Raw genomic sequence first — 19,516 nt, forward strand, 5'->3', positions numbered from 1 at the left:
CCTGAGCCCTCCCCTGGATCCGCTGGATGATGGACCGATGCGGGTTGATGTACGACGGTATTGACGATTGCGACTTTATGGCAAGACCAGGGACGTGTCCCCCGTTTTCGCTGATATGGTCGTCAATTCAGCCCCTCGAACGAATTTTCCCCATCCGTTTCAGGATCCGGTCGGCCGGCTCGAAGAGTTCCGGCCGCGACAGCACCGCATTGCGCAGTGCCCGGACCGGGGCGCGGCGCGCCCTGTGTCCGAACGCGACTGGGTGACGGCGCGTCACCCACCCTTCCGACACGGAAAGTTCCCGTGTCTTCAGGGAGTCCTTGTATTCCTTCTGGCCCCGCCCGAGATCCAGATAGGCGATGCCGTCGGCCGCGGCCGCCTCGGCCATCCTCAGATGCAGGATCAGTCCGGGCGAGTACTTCGAGAATTCCGGGTCGTAGGCCGGGAACCAGCAGGCCAGCACCCGCTCGGTGCGCAGTCCGAAGTGCGCCGCGACGGGCCGGTCGTCCGCGTAGAGCACCGAGAGGATCCCGGCGAACGGCTCGGAACGGGTGTGGAAGAGCTGGTGCACCAGCTGGTTGATCCAGGGGTGCGCGAAGCGGTCGCTGCGCCCGGTCCTGCGGTACTGCGCGGACTTCCAGGCCATCAGCGTCCGCAGGGCCGCCGGGTCGCGCTCGTCGTGGACGTAGCGCATCCGGCCGGTGTCCCGTCCCAGCTTGCGCTCCTTGGCGAGCGTCGTACGGGTGAACTTCGGCGACTGGGCGCGCAGGCGGCTCAGATAGACTTCGTACCCTTGGTCGACGTCCATGACCGGGGACGGGAAGGTGCCGGAGGCCCCCGCCTCGAACGGCTCCTGGCCTTCCACGAGGTGGTCGAACTCCCAGACGGCGAGCCCGCAGGCCCGCAGCAGTTCGTGTGCGTCCCAGGCGAAGCCGGGCCGGTGTACCAGGCCCTGGCAGTCCGAGACGCCGAGGCCCACGGCCCGTCCGACCCCGGCGGTCGTTCTCTGGAACGGGAAGAAGGCGGCGGGCTCGCCGTCCTCGTACGCCACCGCGATCCGGACGCCGCGTCTCGTCCGGCCCACGGCGAGCGTGAACTCCGGTGACAGGAACGGGTTCGCCAGCTCGGGCGAGCCGTTCAGATGGGCCTTCGACTGCAAAGCCGTCCATGCCGCCCGGTCGGCGGCGCTCAGTTCGCCGGGGCGGTACACCCTGATGTCCACGTCGTCAGGCCCGTCTTCTCGCCGTGCGGCGGCGCTGCCGCCGTACCGGTACCAGCAGGAGAACGAGGGAGCTGATCACGGTCACCGCGAGGATCCCGCCGGTGACCGACCACCGGTGGACCGCCAACATGCCTTGGGCAACCAGAAGGTCGATCGCGATCGCTCCCGCCACGGACACCAGCGCGCGGGGCCAGGGATCCAGCCCCCGCAGAGCGGCGCCGACCGCCGTCGACGGCGCTGCGAGCAGGAAGAACAACGTGAACGGGCCGCGCAGCGGCGAACCCGAGTCGCTCAGCGCGAGGATCGCACCGACCCCCGCAACGGCGACGGCCACGCCGACGAGCAGTGGGAACAGGCCCCTCCCCGGATCCTGTCCCGGCCCCCCGTCCCCGCCGGACGGAGGTGGCTTGATGCGTAAGGTCTGCATTGGCGACTTTGCCCCCCGAAGCGCCGGATGCCGGGCTTCAATGTCGCGCAGCCGGGAGGGGGCCGTCAAGATGCGGAGGCGGGGCGCACGGGTTCTCAGCCCCCGTAAACATGTGTTCGCCAGGGGGCCTGGCCTCTTGGCGCCGTCGTCCGAAAGCCGAACGGACAGGTCATGCGCGTGCCGTAACCGCGCAACGGGGCGGGGGTGAACATCTGGGCCGATCCGAATGAATACCGAAAAGGGTCTTGGCATGGACACTTCCAGTCAACTCGCGTAGCTGCTACCACCGTTGTGGCAGATCCTGTTAAAGGAGGTTCCATGAGACGTTCCCGATTTGCGGCGTACGTGACTTCGCTCCTCCTCGCCGTCGGCCTGGTCCTCACCGGGGCCGCCGCGGCGCAGGCGTCACCGCTCGCCGCGACCGGTGGCTACGTGGCCCTCGGTGACTCCTACTCCTCCGGCGTCGGCGCCGGCAGCTACATCAGCTCCAGCGGCAGTTGCAACCGCAGCACGAACGCCTACCCGTACCTGTGGCAGGCCGCTCACGCCCCCGCTTCCTTCAGCTTCCTGGCCTGCTCGGGCGCCAAGACGACCGATGTCCTGAGCAACCAGCTCGGCACCCTCAACTCGGCCACGAGCCTTGTGTCCCTCACCATCGGCGGCAACGACGCGGGCTTCTCCGACGTCATGACGACCTGTGTGCTCCAGTCCGACAGCGCCTGTCTCTCGCGGATCGCGACGGCAAAGGCATATGTCGACACGACCCTGCCCGGCCAACTGGACGCCGTCTACTCGGCGATCCGCGCCAAGGCCCCCTCGGCGCATGTGGTCGTGCTGGGCTACCCCCGCTTCTACAAGCTCGGCACCAGCTGCGTCGGACTGTCCGAGACCAAGCGTTCCGCGATCAACGGCGCCGCCGACCACATCGACGCCGCGATCGCCAAGCGCGCCGCCGACCACGGTTTCTCCTTCGGCGACGTGCGCACCACCTTCAGCGGCCACGAGATCTGCTCGGGTGACTCCTGGCTGCACAGCCTCGACTGGCTGAACATCGGCCAGTCCTACCACCCCACCGCGGCCGGCCAGTCCGGCGGCTATCTGCCCGTGATGAACGGCGCGGCCTGAACGGTTACGAACTCGAGGGGGAGGCCCCGTACGACGGGGTCTCCGTCTCACACGTCACCGAGAACGGCACGGTGTTGGACCTGACCTCCACCGGAGAGCGCACCTCCACACCGATCGCGTTGTGCACCGAACCGCCCGGGTCGTACGTCGTGACGACGACCTGCCGCTGCTTGGTTTTTCCGCCGCCCTCGGGGAAGGACAGCGTCTTCCAGCCCGGGTCCGACACCTCCCCCGTCGCGGTGACCCAGCGGTAGGACACGTCGACCGGGACGTTGCCGACCGTGAACGTGGCCGTGAACGTGGGCGCCGCGGAGTCCGGCGGCGGACAGGCACCGGAGTAGTCGGTGTGCGCCCCGGCGACCGTGACCCGCACGTACGGGACGGACGGGCTCGCCGTACGGCCGCCCTCGCCTCCGTCCCCGCCTCCGCCTCCGGCCGAGGACCCGCCGGAGGGCGCCGGGCCCGATTCCGTGCTCCTCCCGGAACCGCTCGAAGCCCCGCCGCCCACGGTGTCGCCGCGGGAAGCACCGCTGCTCGTACGGCCGGCGCCGCCGCTGCCGTCGTTCCGGTGCACCAGCGCGTACGTCAGTCCCGCCAGGGCGAGCGCGAGCGCGGCCAGACCCGCGACCAAGGCCACGGCGGCACCGCGGCGCCGCGGCGGCGGCCCGGACCGGGCCGGGTACGCGGGCTGCGTCACGCCACCGGGGGCGGGCGTGGGCAGCGGCGGAGTGGGGGACCCGACCGGGAAGGCCGGGACCGTCGGCGCGTAGGAGGGGGCGGGGGCGCCCGCGCGCGCGGTGCCGCCCGCGCCGACGATCCGCAGATCCTGTTCGGCCTGCTCGGCAGGGATGCGCTCGGATGGGTCCTTGCGCAGCAAGCCTTCGATCACCGGGGCCAGCGCACCGGCCCGGCGCGGCGGCGGCAACTCCTCGTCGACGACCGCCCGCAGCGTGCTCAGCGGAGTGTTCTGACGGAACGGGGAGTTGCCCTCGACCGCCGCGTACAGCAGCACGCCCAGCGACCACAGATCGGACTCCGGTCCAGGTGTGCGCCCCAGCGCCCGCTCCGGGGCGAGGAACTCGGGTGAGCCGATGACCTCCCCGGTCATGGTCAGCGCCGAGCTGCCCTCGACCGTGGCGATGCCGAAGTCGGTGAGGACCACCCGGCCGTCGTCGGCCAGCAGCACATTGCCCGGTTTGACGTCGCGGTGCAGCACCCCGGCCGCGTGCGCGGCGCGCAGGGCGGCGAGGACCTCGGCACCGATGTGCGCGGCCCGCTGCGGGGAGAGCGGGCCCTCCGCGTCCAGCAGGTCCGACAGTGCGATGCCGCGGATCAACTCCATCACGATCCACGGGCGGCCGTCCTGGTGGGCCACGTCGTAGACCGTCACCACGTTGCGGTTCGCCACCCGGGCCGCGGCCCAGGCCTCGCGCTCCAGCCTGGTGTACATGCGCTCCACCTCGGCCGACGGGAGCCCGGCGGGGGCGCGCACCTCCTTGACGGCGACCTCGCGGTGCAGGACCTCGTCATGGGCCCGCCACACCGTCCCCATGCCGCCCTCGCCGAGGGGGGACAGCAGACGGTAGCGTCCCGCGATCACACGTTCATGGCCCGGTTCTTCGGACACGGGCGTCCCCCATTCGCATCCGCGCGACGTATGCACTCCGCGTGATTTCTCCCCAAAAGTAGCTCAACCGAGTGCGGATGCCGCCCCCTTGAACACCAGTCCGGCCCCGAGGACCACGACGACGAACGCCGACCCCAGGGGCGCGGTCCTGCGCACCAGCGCGGCGGCCGGGCCGCGGGTCCAGCCAGGACGCCGGTCGAGGACGCGGTTCATCCCGCTGCCCAGCTTGACCACCGCGACCCCGGCCGCGGTCAGCGTCAGGGCCAGTCCGACGCCGTAGGCGACGACCAGCAGCAGCCCGAACCAGGCCTTTCCGAGCGCGGCGGCGCCGACGAGGACCACCACGGCGGAGGGACTGGGAACCAGCCCGCCGGCGAAGCCGAGGAGGATGGTGCCGCGCAGGGTGGGCGCGGTGGGATGGGTGTGGGTGAAGCCGCCGTGGGAGTGGGGGACGCCGTGGGAGTGGGCGTGCGGGTGCTCGTGGTCGTGGTCGTGCTCGTGGTCGTGCTCGTGGTCGTGGTCGTGCGGGTGTTCGTGCCCGTGCTCGTGCGGATGGTCCGAGCGGGTGTGACCTCCGTGCGCGTGGTCCCCGTGTACGGGGTCCCCGTGTGCGTCGTCCGCGTGTGCGTGGTCCGCATGTGCGTGCCCGTGTGAGTGGCCGCCGGGCGCGTGCCCGTGTGCACGGCCGTGCGCGGGGATCCGGTTGCGCCAGGCCCGTCGGACCAGCGACGCGCCCGCCAGGGTGACCAGGATCCCGCTGGCCAGGCCCAGCCAGGCGATCACCGACGGTGCCGCCGCCGAACCCGCCGTGACCAGCAGGCCCAGGGCGACCACCCCCAGGGTGTGGGTGACCGTCACGGAAGCGGCCAGGGGCAGCACGTCCCGGAGCTTCGCCCGGCCGCCGCGGGCCGCCGCGGTGGCGGCCATCAGGGTTTTGCCGTGGCCCGGGGCCAGCGCGTGCATCGCCCCGAGGCCGACCGCGACGACCAGCGCGAGCGCGGCGAAACCGACGGTGAGGTGGTGCCCCGCGACGAGGTTGTCCAGTGCCCGGGTCCACCGGTCGGCACCGCGCGGCAGCACGGCGGCTCCGGGGGCGTCCCGCCGGTCGTCGGCGAGGGCCGGACCGCCCGGGCGCATGCGCACCGAGGCCGTTACGGTGTCGGACGGCGACGAGAGCAGATCCTTGGGGTAGTCGGTCAGCTCCCGGGACACGGACGTCTTCGGCACGTCGGACGCGGTGAGCGTCATACGGTCACCGCGCGCGGTGATCTCCCGCCAGCCGGGGCCGGTGGCCGCGCCCGCGCTGTGGAAGCCGAGGGCCACGCCGTCCCTCCGGGGCAGGGGCGCCCGCAGACCGCACTCCACGCGCAGGGTGTGCAGGCCCGCCTGGCCGGGCCGCAGTTGTGCCCGGCTGGTGCCGACGGCCAGCGGGACCGTGTGTCCGTCCACGGTGACGGTGCTGCCCTCCGCGGCCTTCGCGCACCGTTGCCGGGCCCACTCGGTCAGGCCGAGCTTCTCGAGGTCCGGCCCGGCCTGGGTGGCCGGGATCTCGGCGAGGTCCTCCACATGGTCGATGCGCAGCCGTCCGGGAGCGGCGACCAGGCCGTCGTACCGGTTGACGGTGAAGTTGCCGAGCGGGTGGGCGCTCGCGGAGCCGGCGGGCACCATGACGAGCGCGCAGGCGGCCGTGAGGGCGGCGGCGCCCGAGGCGGCGACGCGGCGCAGGTTCACTTCGTCGCCTCCAGGGCCTTGCGGGCCTCACGAGCGCCCACGGGGGAGAAGCCGGGGTTGAGGCGCAGGGCCGAGGCGAGCGAGGCGCGGGCCTGGTCCGTTCGGCCCAGGGCCCGCTCGATCGTTCCGCGGTGGTAGAGGAAGACAGCGTTGCGGTAACCGGTGGCCGTGGCCTGCCGGGCGTAGGGGAGGGCCTCCCGGTCACGGCCGCTCATGTGCAGGGCCCAGGCGAGGGCATCCGCGGTGTGCACGGTGTGGCGGCGCGCCCACTCGGCGCGGGCGGCCTTGAGCGCGGCCTCGTGGTCGCCGTGGTCGGCGGCGGCCAGGGCGGTGTCGAGGTCGGCGTCGACGCCGTTGGCACGGGCCAGCGAGACCCACGCGTCGACCAGGGCGTACTGGTCGCGGGCCTTGGCCCGGTCGCCCTCCTTGCCGCGTGCCTCGTACAGTTCGCCGAGTTCCACGAGCGGCTGGGGGAGCGGATAGCGGTCGACGACCTGCTCCATGCCCCGGATCGCGTCGGCGGTGTCACCCTGGGCCGCCTGGGCGCGGGCCCGGCCCTCGAGCGCGGGAAGGTAGTTCTCGTCGGCGGCCAGGGCGCGCGCGTAGTGGCCGAGGGCGGTCTTGTACTGCCCCTGGTTCCAGGCGAGCTGGCCGAGCGCGGTGGCCACGTAGGCGATGTCGCCACGGCTTGTGGCCGTGCTCAGCGCCTGTTCCAGGACCCGGCGGGCGGACCGCACGTCGCCGCGCAGTTCGTGGACGTAGGCGTAACGGGTGAAGACGGGTACGCCCGGGCGGCGCGCGTCGGCCAGGTCGGCGGCCTTGGACGCGTCGGTGTAGCGGCCGAGTTCGACGAGCGCGTCGATACGGGAGGACAGCGCGCGCTCGCTGTACGGGTTCTGCTTCAGGGCGCGGTCCGCGTACGTCAGGGCACCGGTGAAGTCATGGCGGGCCGCGGCGAGGGCGGCGCGGCCGGCGAGCGCGGCGTCGTTGTCCGGGCGCAGTGCCAGGGCACGGTCCAGCGCGCGCTGTGCCTGCGGATAGCGGGAGGGATCCCCCTTGGTGCGCGCCTGTTCGACGTAGGCCAGGCCCAGGGTCGACCAGCCGCCGAAGTCACGCGGCTGAGCGCGGAGATGGGCTTGCAGGGACCGGATGCTCCCGTCGAGGTCACCGCCGGCGAGTAGTGCGGGAGAGAGCGCGCCGGACGTGGACGCCACCGGGGCGGTACGGCCGGTGTCCCGTACGGCGCCGAAGACGACGGCGCCCGCGGTCAGCGCGACGGCCAAAGAGGCGGCACAGAGACCGAGCTGCACGGACCGCCACCGCCGCCCGGCCGCGGAGAACCTCCGCAGGGCTGCCAACCGGTCACCTCCGCCGACGGGCTCGGCGGAGCCGGCCACGGGACCACCCGACGCGCCGTCCGCTCCGCTCGTGGCGCCCTCCTCGGGCGTGGTCTCCGCCGCGCGGAGCGTCGCTGGCGTCGGCTCGGCCTCCGGCCGGCCTTCGTGCCCGCTCTCCGGCGCGCTCTGGTTCGTACGCGGGGACATGCCCTCTCCTCAATCTCCCGGTCGGAAACGGTCGTTGTCGAAAGCAGAGCGGCGCGGCCCGCGCCGTGGGGGATGGGTGGGTACGGGCCGCGCCGGTCGAGGGGGACGGGACCGAGGGGCCGGTCCCGTCCGGCGGGCGGGTCAGTACGCCCGGTGGCGGGAGCGCCGGCGCCACCACAGCAGCGCCGTGCCCACCAGCAGGACGCCGGCCGCACCGGCCGCCGCGGAGGACGCGACCAGCGTGGTGTCCGGGCCGCCGGCACCGGTCGGCATCAGCCCGTCACCCAGCTGGTTGCGCACGTTGTTGCCGGTGCCCTTCGCCAGTGGACCGCGCGAGCCCGAGGTGGGCTGGGCCAGGTACGGGAAGGAGTGCTCGAACTTCTGGTCGTTCGCGTCGACCGCGTCGCCCAGATCGTTCTTCGAGCCCACCAGTTCGCCCTCCACCACCTGGAGCGCCTCGTCGATCACGTCGTCGGTGAGCCGGCGCCCGTTCGGGAAGCCCGCGTTGTCGCCGTCGAGCACACCGAGCCGCTTCGGGGAGGCGGCGGGCTTGATCGAGGTGTTGAGCCGCAGCTCCTCCGACGGCCGCACGTTCGGCGGCTGGTTGAGGCCCTTGACGCCCTTCAGGAAGACGTCGACCAGGTCGTTGCGCGGCTCCGCCGGCGCCTTGATCTTGTAGATCGCCTCGATGAGCTTCGGCAGCTCCGGGTTGGTCACGTTCTTGAGGAACTGCGCGTCGTCCCACGGTGAGGACGCGTTGAACTTGTCCTTGTCCTTCTGGGGGTTGACGACCTCGTTGACCAGCGGGTTGCCCAGACGCGAGACCTGCGACCAGTCACCCTTGGCGTCCTTGCGCTGGACCGTCGACCAGATGCCGACGACCGGCTGGTGCGCCGACTCGCGGATGTAGTCGTTGGGCACCTGAAGCGCGAGGGAGTTGACGTTGTAGCCCTTGAGCGTGTCGTTGCCGACCTCCGAGAGGTTCCCGCCGTACAGCAGGTCGAAGACGCGCAGATCCGCGAAGAAGGGGTCGTCCGCCTGACCGGCGAACGTCGTGGCGCCGCCCGTGAGCTTGTAGACGGCCTGGTTGCGCAGCTTGCCGTAGTCCGGCATGGACGCCTTGCCGACGTTCGAAGGGGCGACCGGCACGTTGTCCGCGAGTTTCGTCTTGGAGACCAGCTTCTGCTTGTGCAGCTTGATGAGGTCGATGTCGTACGTCTGCGTGACGTTGAGGTCCGGGTCGTCGATGCTGTCGACCGGACCCGTGTTGTAGAGGAACGTGTTCTTGTTCTTGACGTGCGTCTTGAACGTGTAGCGGAAGATCAGCTCGCTCTGCGCGTCACCGTTGTTGTCGACGTGGATGTCGTACTGCGCGTCGTCCGCGAACGTGTAGAAGTTCGGGCCGCCCGCCGGCTCCTCGAACGGCACGAAGTTCGCGATGACCGTCGTCGTGTCCGGCTTGTCCGGGCTCACGAACGCATACAGGTCGGTGTTGTCGTACTGCGGTTGCCCCGAGATGAGCGGAGCCTCCCGGTGGGAGGAGGCGGAGGCCGCCCCCGGTTCCAGCGCGGTCACGCCGGCGGCTGCGAGCCCGCCGGCGGCCAGCGCACCACAGATGAGGGTCGCGATGCTCCTGCGCCCCGCGCCGCTCCTGGAGATAGGTGTCATGCCGTCCGTCCTCCGTGCCAACTTGCCTGACGCACCGGGATTCGGAGCGGCCCCCGAGGCGGATTGGTGGAACCCGAAAAATCTTTTCGTGCCTGCTCGACCCGCGTTTTCGCCTCGCTGATCCGTATCCCCTCCGAACCGGGTGGGCGCAGCGCGTGCCACAGTGACGCAAGCAAGCCGTGCACGGCGGCGGAGAGGGGGTTACGGGTGGAGGCGGACGAACTTCTGGTCCTTGTGGCCGGAGGTGACCAGAAGGCCTTCGAGGAGCTCTACGGACTGGTGTCCGGGCCGGTGTTCGGCCTGGTGCGCAGGGTCGTCAGGGACCCGGCGCAGTCGGAGGAGGTGGCGCAGGAGGTGCTGCTCGAACTGTGGCGCTCCGCCCCGCGGTTCGACCCCGGCCGCGGCAGCGCCCTCTCGTGGATCCTCACCCTCGCCCACCGCCGTGCCGTCGACCGGGTCCGCAGCGCCCGTGCCGCGGGCGAGCGCGAGCAGCGCGAGGCCCGGCGCGCCCACCACCCCGCCTTCGACCACGTCGCCGAGGAGGTGGAGGCCGGCCTGGAGCGGGAGTGGGTGCGCCGCTGCCTGGACCGCCTCACCGCTCTGCAGCGCCAGTCCGTCACACTCGCCTACTACGACGGCTACACGTACCGTGAGGTCGCCGAGCGGCTCTCACTGCCGCTCGGCACGGTCAAGACGCGGATGCGCGACGGACTCACCCGGCTGCGCGAATGCCTGGGAGGAGTCGCATGAGCATCCTCGACCGCCTGCTGCGCCGCGAGGACCTGCACTCCCTGGCCGCGCCCTACGCCCTCGACGCCCTGGAGCCCGCCGAGCGCGTGCGCTTCGAGAGGCATCTGGCCGGCTGCGAGCGCTGCGCCGCCGAGGTGCGGGCCCTGTCCGAGGACGCCGTGCGCCTCGCCTGGTCCACGACCGCCCTCGCACCGCCCGGCCTGCGCAACCGCGTTCTGACCGCCGTGCGGAACACCCCCCAGGACTCGGCGCCCGAGCCCGCGTACGACGCGCCCCGGGCCCGCGCACCGCATCTGCCGCCGCATGTCTGGGGAGCCGCCCCGCCCCCCGCACGCGTCCGTGCGCCTCGGATGCGGCCCCTCTTCGCCCCGTTCGCCACCGCGACGGCCGCGGCGGCCCTCGTCGTCGCCGCGCTCTTCGCGGTGCAGGCGACGCAGACGCAGGACAGACTGGACGCCGAGCGCGCACAGGCACGTGAGATCGCCCACGTTCTCGCCGCTCCCGACGCCCGCGCGACCAGCGACCGTGACGCAAGGGGCCGGGGAATCGGAGTAATCGCCTCCGCCTCCGAGGGGCGTGCCGTCGTCACCCTCAGCGGACTCGATGCGCCGCCGAGCGGGCGTGTGCATCAGCTCTGGCAGATGCGCCCCAACGCACAACCGCGCTCCCTCGGGCTGTTCCGCGACGACACGCCCCTGGTCGCGAGCGGTCTGAGCAAGGCGGCGACGTCACTCGCCGTAACCGTGGAACCCGACGGGGGCTCAGTACAGCCCACCGGCCAGCCGGTTGTTCAACTCGCCCTGCAATCCGTCGGATTCGGAGGGTAGCCGTCAACCGCCTTACGGAGAAGGTGAATCCTGTGGGCGTGATACCCGCATGCCTCGAGGGAGCGATAGGGTTAGCCTGCCCGGGCCGGGTGGACTCGTACGGGTGGGGAGTGACATGGAACAGATAACAGTGCGCAGCAGGGCGAGGGTCCCTGCGATCACCTGCGGGAGCAGCGCGACCAGTTCGCGCCTCGACCGCCATCTCTCGGTGCTGGCAGGCCCTGCCGTGCCGCAGTGCGAGACGGCCGAGGCGACGTCCCTGATGCGTGAGCTGACCGCACGTGGCGCCGCGCACGAGCGCAGCGGTAGGGGTGCACGGGTGAGCAAGGTTTCACTCTTCGCGCCGCTGCGCCGCCTGCGCCGTTCGCTGTTCGGCGGGCGCTGAGCGGCCACCGGCGTTCCTCACGGCGCCCGCGACGCGGGCGCCCAGAGCCCGCGCTCAGGCCGCCACACCGTCCCGGCGCAATGTTGCGATCTCGTCGTCCGTCATCCCCACGGCACGCAGCAGCGTCTCGGTGTGCTCCCCGAGCGCGGGCACGTCCCCCATCCGTGCCTCGTTCCCGCCCGGCAGCGTGATCGGCGGCAGCAGTGCCCTGAGCGTCCCCACCGGTGTCCCCACCTCCCGCCACCGCTCCCGAGCCGCCAGCTGCGGATGCCCGGCCAGCTCCCGCAGGTCTCTCAGGCGCGCGCACGCGATGCCCGCCCGCTCCAGCCGGGCCATCGCCTCGTCGGCGTCCAGGGCGCCCAGCGCCTTGGCGACGAGCGCGTCCGTGCGGTCCCGGTGGGCGACCCGCGCCGCGTTCGTGGCGTACGCCGGGTCGTCCCCCAGCTCCGGCCGCCCGAGCACCTGCTCGGCCAGCCGCCGCCACTCCCGGTCGTTCTGCACGGACAGCAGCACCCGTCCGCCGTCCGCCGTCGGATAGGCGTCGTAGGGGGCGATGACGGCGTGCGCCAGACCCGTGCGCGCCGGTGGGGTGCCGTCGTGCATCGTGTGGTGCAGCGGATGGCCCAACCACTCCGCCAGCGCCTCCAGCATGGAGATCTCCACCGGGCCGCCGCGTCCCGTCGTGCCCCGCCGGACGAGCGCCGCGAGCACGCCGGAGAACGCGTACATGGCCGCCGCGATGTCGGCCGCCGGAATGCCCGCCTTGACGGGCTGCTCGGGCGTCCCCGTGACCGACACCAGCCCCGCCTCGCACTGCACCAGCATGTCGTACGCCCGCTTGTCCGCGTACGGACCGGACGCCCCGTAGCCCGAGATGTCCACGGCCACCAGCCGCGGATGCGCCGCGCACAGGGTGGCCGCGTCCAGGCCGAGCCGGGCCGCGGCCCCCTGGGCCAGGTTCTGCACGAACACGTCGGCGTCCGCGACCAGCCGCCGTACCACGTCCCGGCCCCGCGGATCCTTCAGATCCAGGGCGATCGACTCCTTGCCGCGGTTGCACCACACGAAGTGCGAGGCCAGACCGCGGGCGGCGGTGTCGTAGCCGCGGGCGAAGTCGCCGCCGTCGACCCGCTCGACCTTGATCACCCGGGCGCCGAGATCGGCGAGCTGGCGGGTGGCGAAGGGGGCCGAGACGGCCTGCTCGACGGCGACGACGGTGATGCCCTCCAGGGGCAGAGGCAGGGGCGGGCCCTCGGGGGGCAGGGGCAGACGATCCATGGGCTGGATCATCACCTGCGGCGCAGGGCCTTGTCAGCAGCTCGTCACCGGGGACGCGCGTACCGGCGGACGGCCGACGGTGCGAACACCGCGATCAGCACCGCGCACCAGGCCAGCGACCCGGCGACCGGGTGGGCCACCGGCCAGGCGGCATGGCTCGGGACGCGGGCGATGGCGGCACCTCCCTGCTCGAGCGAGGCCGAGAGCCTGGGGGAGAAGAGGGAGCGCAGGGCCGTGGCGACCGCGCTGATCGGGTTCCACTCGACGAGGGTGCGCAGCCAGCCCGGCATGCCGTCGGCGGGGATGTACGCGTTGGACAGCAGCGGCAGCACGAAGGTGGTGCTGGCCAGCTGCCCGGCCGCCTCCTCGTTGCGGGGCAGCATCCCGAGCAGGATGCCGGCCCAGGTACAGGCGAACCGGAACAGCAGCAGCAGGCCGAGCGCGCCCGCCGTCTGCGCCGCGGACCCCTCGATGCGCCAGCCCACCGCCAGCCCGACCAGCAGCAACGGCACGGTGCCGGCGGCCGTGACGACGAGGTCGGCCACCGCCTGCCCGAGCGGTACGGCCGCCCGGCTGACCGGCAGCGTGCGCAGGCGGTCCATCACACCCCGGTGCGCGTCCTGGGAGGCCTGGAGCATTCCGGTGGTCAGACCGCCCGCGGCCGTGGCCGCCAGCAGCCCGGGGACGAGGAAGGAGCGGTACCGCTCGCCGGGCATCGCCACCGCGCTGCCGAAGACGTAGCCGAAGAAGAGCAGCATGGTGATCGGCATGGTCTGGGTCAGGACCACCAGGCCGGGGTTGTTGCGGATCCGCTTGAGCTGCCGCCCCAGCATCGCCGTGCCGTCGTACGCCAACGTGCTCATGCCACCAACTCCTTGCTGCCGGTGAGGCGGAGGAAGACGTCGTCCAGGGTCGGCGGCCTGATGCTCGCGTCGAGCAACGGCACGCCCGCCGAGTCCAGTTCGCGCACCAGTCGCGGCAGGGTGAGGGTCGGGTCGCGGGTGACGGCGCCCACCGCCTTGCGGTCGCGGTCGAGCGCCGGTTCGGCGCCGGTGAGCCGGTCGAGGACGCCCGCCGCCTTCACCATGACGTCCGCATCCGTGACGACGACCTCCGCATACGCCCCGATGAGCGCCTTGAGTTCGGGCGGCGAACCCGTGTGCGCCACACGTCCGCGGTCCACCAGGGCGATCGTGTCGGCGAGCTGGTCGGCCTCCTCCAGATACTGCGTGGTGAGCACGACCGTCGTGCCCTCTTCGGTGAGGTGGCGCACCGTGTCCCAAATCCGGTTCCGGCTGGCCGGGTCGAGGCCCGTCGTGGGCTCGTCCAGGAAGAGCACGTCGGGCCGGCGCACCAGGCTCGCCGCCAGGTCCAGCCGCCGCCGCATCCCGCCCGAGTAGCCGGACGCGGGCCGGTCGGCCGCCTCCGCCAGCCCGAACCGTTCCAGCAGCTCGTCGGCGCGCGCCGACGCGTCCCGGACCCGGTGCAGCCGGGCGAACAGCCGGAGGTTCTGCCGCCCGGTGAGGTCCCCGTCCACCGAGGTGTCCTGCCCGGTGACCCCGATCCTGCGGCGTACCGCCGCGGGCTCCCGCAGCAGGTCGTGCCCCGCCACCCGCGCCGAGCCGGCGTCCGGGTGCAGCAGCGTGGTCAGCAGGCGTACCGCCGTGGTCTTGCCCGCCCCGTTCGGTCCGAGGAGCCCGCAGACCGTGCCCTGTGCGACCGCGAGGTCCAGTCCGCGCAGGGCGTGCACATCGCCGAAGCGCTTCTTCAGGCCCTCACTAAGTACAGCGTACGTAGTAGTCATGGGTCGACCATAGCGCACTACGTACGGCGTACGTAACTACGATGGTGGGCGAGGTGATGACGGATGGCGGGCCGAGCGGCCGAACCCCATGTGATCTGGGCGCGCCCCGAGCGCACGGGCCGAGGGCCGAGACCGGCGCACACCCGCGCCGACATCGCGGCCGCCGCGGTGCGCATCGCGGACGCCGAGGGACTGGACGCGGTGTCCATGCGGCGCGTGGCGGCCGAGCTGGGCTGCGGCACGATGTCGCTGTACAACTACGTCCCCCGCAAGGAGGACCTGTACGAGCTGATGATGGACGCCGTGGGGGGCGAGCACGAGCTGTGGGAGCCCTCGGGGGACTGGCGCGCGGACATGCTGCGCCTGGCCCACCAGACCCGGGCCCTCATGCACCGCCACCCCTGGCTGCCGCGCATGATCTCCGGCCACTACGGCTTCAGCCCCCAGGCGCTGCGCTACCTCGAGCACTGCCTGGCCTGCCTGGACCCGCTGCCGGCGCCCGCCGCCGCCAAGCTGGAGCTCATCGCGATGGTGAACGGCGTGGTGACGACGGCCGTCTCCAATGAGCTGGCCACCGCCGAGCGGGCCCGCTCCCTGCCGTGGTCGGCGGAGCAGGAGCAGGCGGTCCGCATGGCCTACCTCGGCGGACAGCTCGCGAGCGGTGCCTACCCGCGCCTGGCCGCCGCCCTGACGGAGGGCGCCGGACCGGTCGATCTGGACGAGGTGTTCCAGCGGATCGTGGAACGCGTGCTCGACGCCTTCGAGCCCGGGGACCGGAACTAGAGCAACGCGAACTGCCCCTCGGGGCCCTCCTCGTGGTGATCGAGCACGGAGGCGGGACGGCGGGCCGTGCCCGGGACCGGCAGGACGCCCGCCGCGCGCAGGTCCTCGGCCGTGACGGGTGCACCCGGCGTCAACGCCTCACGCGACGGCCCTACCTCGGTGAGCAGGGCCAGGACCGTGATCAGTTCCAGCAGCTCCGACGTCCAGGCCTGCGGCCAGGTCGCGGGGCGGATCGCCGTGAGTGTGCCCGGCTGCCCCTGAGCGGTACGGGCCGCGAACCACTGCTCCAGGACCCGGGCCCCGCCCGCCTCGAACTCCCAGGCCTCAGGTGGCACCGGGGAGATGCGCCCCTCGTCGATGTGGAGGGTTTCCTCGTCGGGGTCGTAGAGCAGGGTGAGGGGCCGGGCGGGCAGCGGGGCGCGGACGTACGGGCGGCGGCCGCCCGGCAGTTTGGGGCGTTCGCCGTCGCGGCGCATCAGCCACAGCATGCGGCGGCCCAGTTCCACGCCGCGCGACCAGGCTTCGGGGCTCTCGGTGAGGGGGACGGCGAGTCCGCCGGGGCCGGGACATGCGACCGCCATGGTCCAGGCGAGCATGTCCGCCGGGGTCGGCTTCAGGCCCAGGCGAACGCTCAGGTGCTCCAGCAGACCGGGCGCCAGGTTGGGCTCGGCGCCGCCGGGCCGGCGGTACAACGGGCGGATGAGACCGGGACGGACGAGCGGCAGCAGGGACGTCGCGAGCAGGACGGGGCCGCCCGAGTCCGCGGCGCTCTCCACGACGAAGATCTGGTGGTCGTCGGCGACCCGCCACAGCTCGGGCCGGGCCGTGTCGATGAGGCGGTGGTCGGGGATCAGCCACTGCTCGTCGAAGGGCGCCACCAGGGCGCGTACCGGCTCCGGGCAGGGGCCGGCGGCCCGCGCCAGCTTCTCCGTGCCGCTGGACTGACCCGGCAGCTGTCCGACCGCCGAGTGCAGGGTGCGGGAGCGCGTCGGTTCGAACAGCGCCTCGCGAACGGGGCCTTCGGCCTTCACCAGGGCGTCCCAGCGCGCCTTCAGACAGGCCGCGTCGGGCGCCGACGGCCAGGCGCGGCCCGGCCGCAAAGGTGCGACGGACCACGGCATGAGGTCCGCGAGCAGCGGAGCGTCGTCGTGCGTCACGCCGGGCATCGTACGACGTGCTCAGGTGGCCTCGAGGGTGACCGTGAAGGAGAAGCGGTCCCCCCGGTAGTGGATCACCGCCACGTCGAGGGGCCGCCCGGAGGTGTCGTAGGTGACACCCGTGTAGTGCAGGATCGGGCTGAGCAGCGGGACGTTCAGCAACTGGGCCGTCTCCGGGTCCGCGAGCCGTGCCTGGACCGTGTCCGTGATGCGGCTGATGTCCGCGCCGACCACGTCCCGCAGCACCTTGGTCATCGGCCAGCGGACCAGGTCCTCGGCCTCGATGCGTTCCGCAAGCTCGGGACGGACGTAGTTGCGCGCGTGGTTGGTCGGCTCGCCCGTCTTCTCGTCGCTGCGCAGCCGGTGATAGGTCGCCACCTCGGTCAGATCCGGGAAGTGCTCGGCGACTTCGGCCGGGACCGGCGCCGTGCCCCGGTCCAGCAGTTCGGTCGTCATGCCGGACTGCTGGGCCACGATCGCGTCCACCGAGCCCAGCAGGCGCACGGGGGCGCCCCTCCTCGCGCTGGGCTCGATGAACGTGCCGCGCCGGCGGTGGCGGCTGATCAGCCCCTCGTCCTCCAGCTCCTTCAGCGCCTGGCGCATGGTCAGCACGCTCACCCCGTAGTGCCCCGCCAGCTGCTCCTCGGTGGGCAGGCGCAGCGGATCCCGGGGCGAGCGGCCGAGTATCGAGGCGCGCAGCGACTGCGACACCTGGTACCAGAGCGGCAGCTTGCGGTTCAGAACGATCGAGTCGGGGGCAAAGGAGGTCACGGGCTATCCGTACCGGTCGGCGGCGCTCAGTGCAACGGGCGGTAGTGGCGTTCGAGGCCCTGCCACACGTCGTCGTAGCCGTGCTGCAGGTGCTCGGCGCGGGCCGCGTGCGGGGTCAGGGTCACCGGCCAGCGGGTCTCGAACATGAACGCCAGCCCGTCGTCGACCTTGTGCGGCCGCAACTCGGCCGCGCTCGCCTTCTCGAACGTCTCCCGGTCGGGGCCGTGCGCCGACATCATGTTGTGCAGCGATCCCCCGCCCGGCACGAAGCCCTCCGCCTTCGCGTCGTAGGCGCCCTCGACGAGCCCCATGTACTCGCTCATCACGTTCCGGTGGAAGTACGGCGGCCGGAAGGTGTTCTCGCCCACCAGCCAGCGCGGCGCGAAGACCACGAAGTCGACGCCCGCCAGTCCGGGGGTGTCGCTCGGCGAGGTCAGCACCGTGAAGATCGAGGGGTCGGGGTGGTCGTAGCTGATGGAGCCGATCACATTGAACCGGCGGAGGTCATAGACGTAGGGCACATGGTTTCCGTGCCAGGCGACGACATCCAGCGGTGAGTGGTCGTAGACGGCCGTCCAGAGGTTGCCGCAGAACTTGTTCACCACCTCGACGGGCCCCTCGACGTCCTCGTACGCGGCGACCGGTGCCCGGAAGTCGCGAACGTTCGCCAGGCCGTTGGCGCCGATCGGGCCGAGGTCGGGCAGCCGGAAGGGGGCGCCGTAGTTCTCGCAGACGTAGCCGCGGGCGGCCGGGCTCTGCCCGTTGCCGGAGTCGGTGTCGAGCAGCTCCACGCGGAAGCGGACGCCGCGCGGGATCAGCGCCACCTCGGCGGGCTCCACGCGCAGCATTCCGAACTCGGTGCGCAGCAGCAGCCCGCCGCGCTCCGGCACGATCAGCAGTTCACCGTCGGCGTTGCTGAAGACACGGTCCATGGAGGCGTTGGCGTGATACAGGTGCACGGCCATACCGCTTCGCTGGGTGGCGTCGCCGTTGCCGCCGAGGGTCCACAGTCCCGCGAGGAAGTCCGTGCCCGCGGCCGGCTCGGGCAGCGGGCTCCAGCGCAGCCGGTTGGGGTCCGGCACCGTCTCCGTGAAGGGGGCCGAGCGGAGTGTGCCGTTGTCGGCTCGGGTGAACGCCGGGTGGGCCGCCGAGGGGCGGATGCGGTACAGCCACGAACGGCGGTTGTGCGCCCTGGGCTCGGTGAACGCCGTACCGCTCAGCTGCTCCGCATACAGCCCGAGCGGGGCGCGCTGCGGGGAGTTGCGGCCCTCGGGCAGCGCGCCCGGGACCGCCTCCGAGCTGTGCTCGTTGCCGAAACCGGAGAGATACGACAGCCCCTCCGCGATCTTCCTGATGTCCCCGTTCATCCACGCTCCCTTGCAACGGATTCCTATGTATCACCGTAGGATTCGAGGGTCGGGTGCGCAAGGGGGAAGGGGCGTGTGAGCGGAAGCGGGGCGCGTGAACGTAGCGGGGCCTGTGAGCGGAAGCGCGGCCGGTGAACGCAGTGGGGCCTGTGAGCGGAAGCGGGCCTGCGAGAGGGAGCGGGGCGCGTGAGGGCGGTCGGTTGCGCCGCGCCCCCCGGCCCGGCGTCCGGGCGTGGACCGCTCGCCGCGCTCGCGGTGGTGCCCCGGCGCGGATGAGCGCCGGGGCCACCGATGTCCGTACAGACGGGCGAGGTTCACCCGCTCCCGGCGGAGAGGCATCATGAAGCCCGTGCCCCACGCGACATCGCTGCGCCGCGCGCCCGTCCAGCGCCGTAGCGCGGAACGACTGACCAGGATCCTCGACGCCTGCGCCGACCTGCTCGACGAGGTCGGCTACGACGCCCTGAGCACCCGGGCCGTGGCCCTGCGCGCGGGTGTGCCGATCGGGTCCGTGTACCGCTTCTTCGGCAACAAGCGGGCGATGGCCGACGCCCTCGCCGAACGCAACCTGGAGCGCTACACCGAGCGCGTCACCCGCAGACTCGCCGACGCGGGCGGCGAGGGTGGCTGGCGCGCGGCCATGGACGCGGTGCTCGACGAGTACCTCGACATGAAGCGCACGGCACCCGGTTTCTCCCTCGTCGACTTCGGCAACCAGATCCCGGTCGGCGCCCGGTACGCCGAACCCAACCACCGCGTCGCGGACCGGCTCTCGGACCTCCTGTCGGCGTATCTCGACCGTGCGCCGGACGAGGATCTGCGGCGGGTGTTCCTGGTCGCGGTGGAGACGGCCGACACCCTGGTCCATCTGGCCTTCCGTGTGGACCCCGAGGGTGACGAGAGCATCATCACGGAGGCGCGCGCGCTCCTGCGGGCCTACCTGGAGCGGGTGCTGGACTGAGGCCGGCCCGTGTCCCGCCACCCCTCCCCACCGTCCATACCGGTCGGTATGCTCGGGCCGTTCGTGCGCCACCGCCGCCACCTCGGGAG

18 protein-coding genes are annotated in these 19,516 nt (G+C 72.3%); 6 read left to right on the plus strand and 12 right to left on the minus strand.

Going from position 1 to position 19,516, the window contains the following annotated elements:
• Positions 1 to 127: 127 nt before the first annotated feature.
• Both LZ604_RS23945 and LZ604_RS23950 read right to left on the minus strand, forming a co-directional pair.
• Complete coding sequence (locus LZ604_RS23945) at positions 128 to 1,222, minus strand: GNAT family N-acetyltransferase (RefSeq protein ID WP_234517503.1); 1,095 nt, start codon at positions 1,220 to 1,222, stop codon at positions 128 to 130.
• Positions 1,223 to 1,226: 4 nt separating this feature from the next.
• Positions 1,227 to 1,556 carry a hypothetical protein gene (locus tag LZ604_RS23950; RefSeq protein ID WP_308283624.1) on the minus strand — a complete coding sequence of 110 codons (330 nt, stop codon included), beginning with the start codon at positions 1,554 to 1,556 and terminating at the stop codon, positions 1,227 to 1,229.
• Positions 1,557 to 1,967: 411 nt separating this feature from the next.
• On the opposite strand from LZ604_RS23950, the gene LZ604_RS23955 reads away from it, so the two are divergent.
• Positions 1,968 to 2,774, plus strand: coding sequence for an SGNH/GDSL hydrolase family protein (locus LZ604_RS23955; RefSeq protein WP_234517505.1), 807 nt, complete (start codon positions 1,968 to 1,970; stop codon positions 2,772 to 2,774).
• A 4-nt stretch (positions 2,775 to 2,778) separates the two neighbouring features.
• Here LZ604_RS23955 and LZ604_RS23960 read toward each other — a convergent pair whose 3' ends face one another.
• The 4 genes from LZ604_RS23960 to LZ604_RS23975 form a co-directional block, all read right to left on the minus strand.
• Positions 2,779 to 4,401 carry a serine/threonine-protein kinase gene (locus LZ604_RS23960; protein WP_234517506.1) on the minus strand — a complete coding sequence of 541 codons (1,623 nt, stop codon included), beginning with the start codon at positions 4,399 to 4,401 and terminating at the stop codon, positions 2,779 to 2,781.
• A gap of 63 nt (positions 4,402 to 4,464) precedes the next feature.
• Complete coding sequence (locus tag LZ604_RS23965; RefSeq protein WP_234517507.1) at positions 4,465 to 6,132, minus strand: sulfite exporter TauE/SafE family protein; 1,668 nt, start codon at positions 6,130 to 6,132, stop codon at positions 4,465 to 4,467.
• Positions 6,129 to 7,676 carry a tetratricopeptide repeat protein gene (locus LZ604_RS23970; RefSeq protein ID WP_234517508.1) on the minus strand — a complete coding sequence of 516 codons (1,548 nt, stop codon included), beginning with the start codon at positions 7,674 to 7,676 and terminating at the stop codon, positions 6,129 to 6,131. Before LZ604_RS23970 ends, LZ604_RS23965 begins: the two co-directional genes overlap by 4 nt.
• A gap of 141 nt (positions 7,677 to 7,817) precedes the next feature.
• On the minus strand, positions 7,818 to 9,344 hold the full coding sequence (locus LZ604_RS23975; RefSeq protein WP_234517509.1) for a DUF4331 domain-containing protein: 1,527 nt from the start codon (positions 9,342 to 9,344) through the stop codon (positions 7,818 to 7,820).
• A gap of 207 nt (positions 9,345 to 9,551) precedes the next feature.
• Between LZ604_RS23975 and LZ604_RS23980 the strand changes: the two genes are divergently transcribed.
• From LZ604_RS23980 to LZ604_RS23990, 3 genes are all read left to right on the plus strand, one after another.
• Positions 9,552 to 10,094 (plus strand): sigma-70 family RNA polymerase sigma factor, encoded by a 543-nt coding sequence (locus LZ604_RS23980; RefSeq protein ID WP_234517510.1) that lies wholly within the window; start codon positions 9,552 to 9,554, stop codon positions 10,092 to 10,094.
• Entirely contained in the window at positions 10,091 to 10,921 is an 831-nt protein-coding gene (locus LZ604_RS23985; protein ID WP_234517511.1) for an anti-sigma factor, read from the plus strand. Before LZ604_RS23980 ends, LZ604_RS23985 begins: the two co-directional genes overlap by 4 nt.
• A 115-nt stretch (positions 10,922 to 11,036) precedes the next feature.
• Entirely contained in the window at positions 11,037 to 11,306 is a 270-nt protein-coding gene (locus LZ604_RS23990; protein ID WP_234517512.1) for a hypothetical protein, read from the plus strand.
• A 54-nt stretch (positions 11,307 to 11,360) separates the two neighbouring features.
• On the opposite strand, the gene LZ604_RS23995 is transcribed toward LZ604_RS23990, so the two are convergent.
• From LZ604_RS23995 to LZ604_RS24005, 3 genes are read right to left on the minus strand one after another with little or no spacing between them, the layout of a single operon-like run.
• A complete protein-coding gene (locus LZ604_RS23995; protein WP_234517513.1) occupies positions 11,361 to 12,584 on the minus strand; it encodes a CaiB/BaiF CoA transferase family protein in 1,224 nt (407 codons plus the stop codon).
• A 44-nt stretch (positions 12,585 to 12,628) separates the two neighbouring features.
• A complete protein-coding gene (locus tag LZ604_RS24000) occupies positions 12,629 to 13,447 on the minus strand; it encodes an ABC transporter permease (protein ID WP_234517514.1) in 819 nt (272 codons plus the stop codon).
• Positions 13,444 to 14,388 carry an ATP-binding cassette domain-containing protein gene (locus LZ604_RS24005; RefSeq protein ID WP_234517515.1) on the minus strand — a complete coding sequence of 315 codons (945 nt, stop codon included), beginning with the start codon at positions 14,386 to 14,388 and terminating at the stop codon, positions 13,444 to 13,446. The genes LZ604_RS24000 and LZ604_RS24005 overlap by 4 nt, the downstream gene beginning before the upstream one ends.
• Before the next feature lie 63 nt (positions 14,389 to 14,451).
• On the opposite strand from LZ604_RS24005, the gene LZ604_RS24010 reads away from it, so the two are divergent.
• A complete protein-coding gene (locus LZ604_RS24010; RefSeq protein WP_234517516.1) occupies positions 14,452 to 15,171 on the plus strand; it encodes a TetR/AcrR family transcriptional regulator C-terminal domain-containing protein in 720 nt (239 codons plus the stop codon).
• On the opposite strand, the gene LZ604_RS24015 is transcribed toward LZ604_RS24010, so the two are convergent.
• From LZ604_RS24015 to hmgA, 3 genes are read right to left on the minus strand one after another with little or no spacing between them, the layout of a single operon-like run.
• Positions 15,168 to 16,337, minus strand: a complete 1,170-nt coding sequence (locus LZ604_RS24015) for a type ISP restriction/modification enzyme (protein WP_234517517.1) — start codon at positions 16,335 to 16,337, stop codon at positions 15,168 to 15,170. The genes LZ604_RS24010 and LZ604_RS24015 overlap by 4 nt on opposite strands.
• Positions 16,338 to 16,349: 12 nt before the next feature.
• Positions 16,350 to 17,099, minus strand: coding sequence for a GntR family transcriptional regulator (locus LZ604_RS24020; RefSeq protein WP_234517518.1), 750 nt, complete (start codon positions 17,097 to 17,099; stop codon positions 16,350 to 16,352).
• 26 nt (positions 17,100 to 17,125) lie between these two features.
• The gene (gene hmgA, locus LZ604_RS24025) at positions 17,126 to 18,466 is read right to left on the minus strand and encodes a homogentisate 1,2-dioxygenase (RefSeq protein WP_234517519.1); all 1,341 of its coding nucleotides are present in this window, start codon (positions 18,464 to 18,466) and stop codon (positions 17,126 to 17,128) included.
• Positions 18,467 to 18,806: 340 nt separating this feature from the next.
• Between hmgA and LZ604_RS24030 the strand changes: the two genes are divergently transcribed.
• Positions 18,807 to 19,427, plus strand: a complete 621-nt coding sequence (locus tag LZ604_RS24030) for a TetR/AcrR family transcriptional regulator (protein ID WP_234517520.1) — start codon at positions 18,807 to 18,809, stop codon at positions 19,425 to 19,427.
• The last annotated feature ends 89 nt before the right edge of the window (positions 19,428 to 19,516 follow it).

This window comes from Streptomyces glomeratus (genome assembly GCF_021462825.1).
Taxonomy (GTDB): Bacteria; Actinomycetota; Actinomycetes; order Streptomycetales; family Streptomycetaceae; genus Streptomyces; species Streptomyces glomeratus.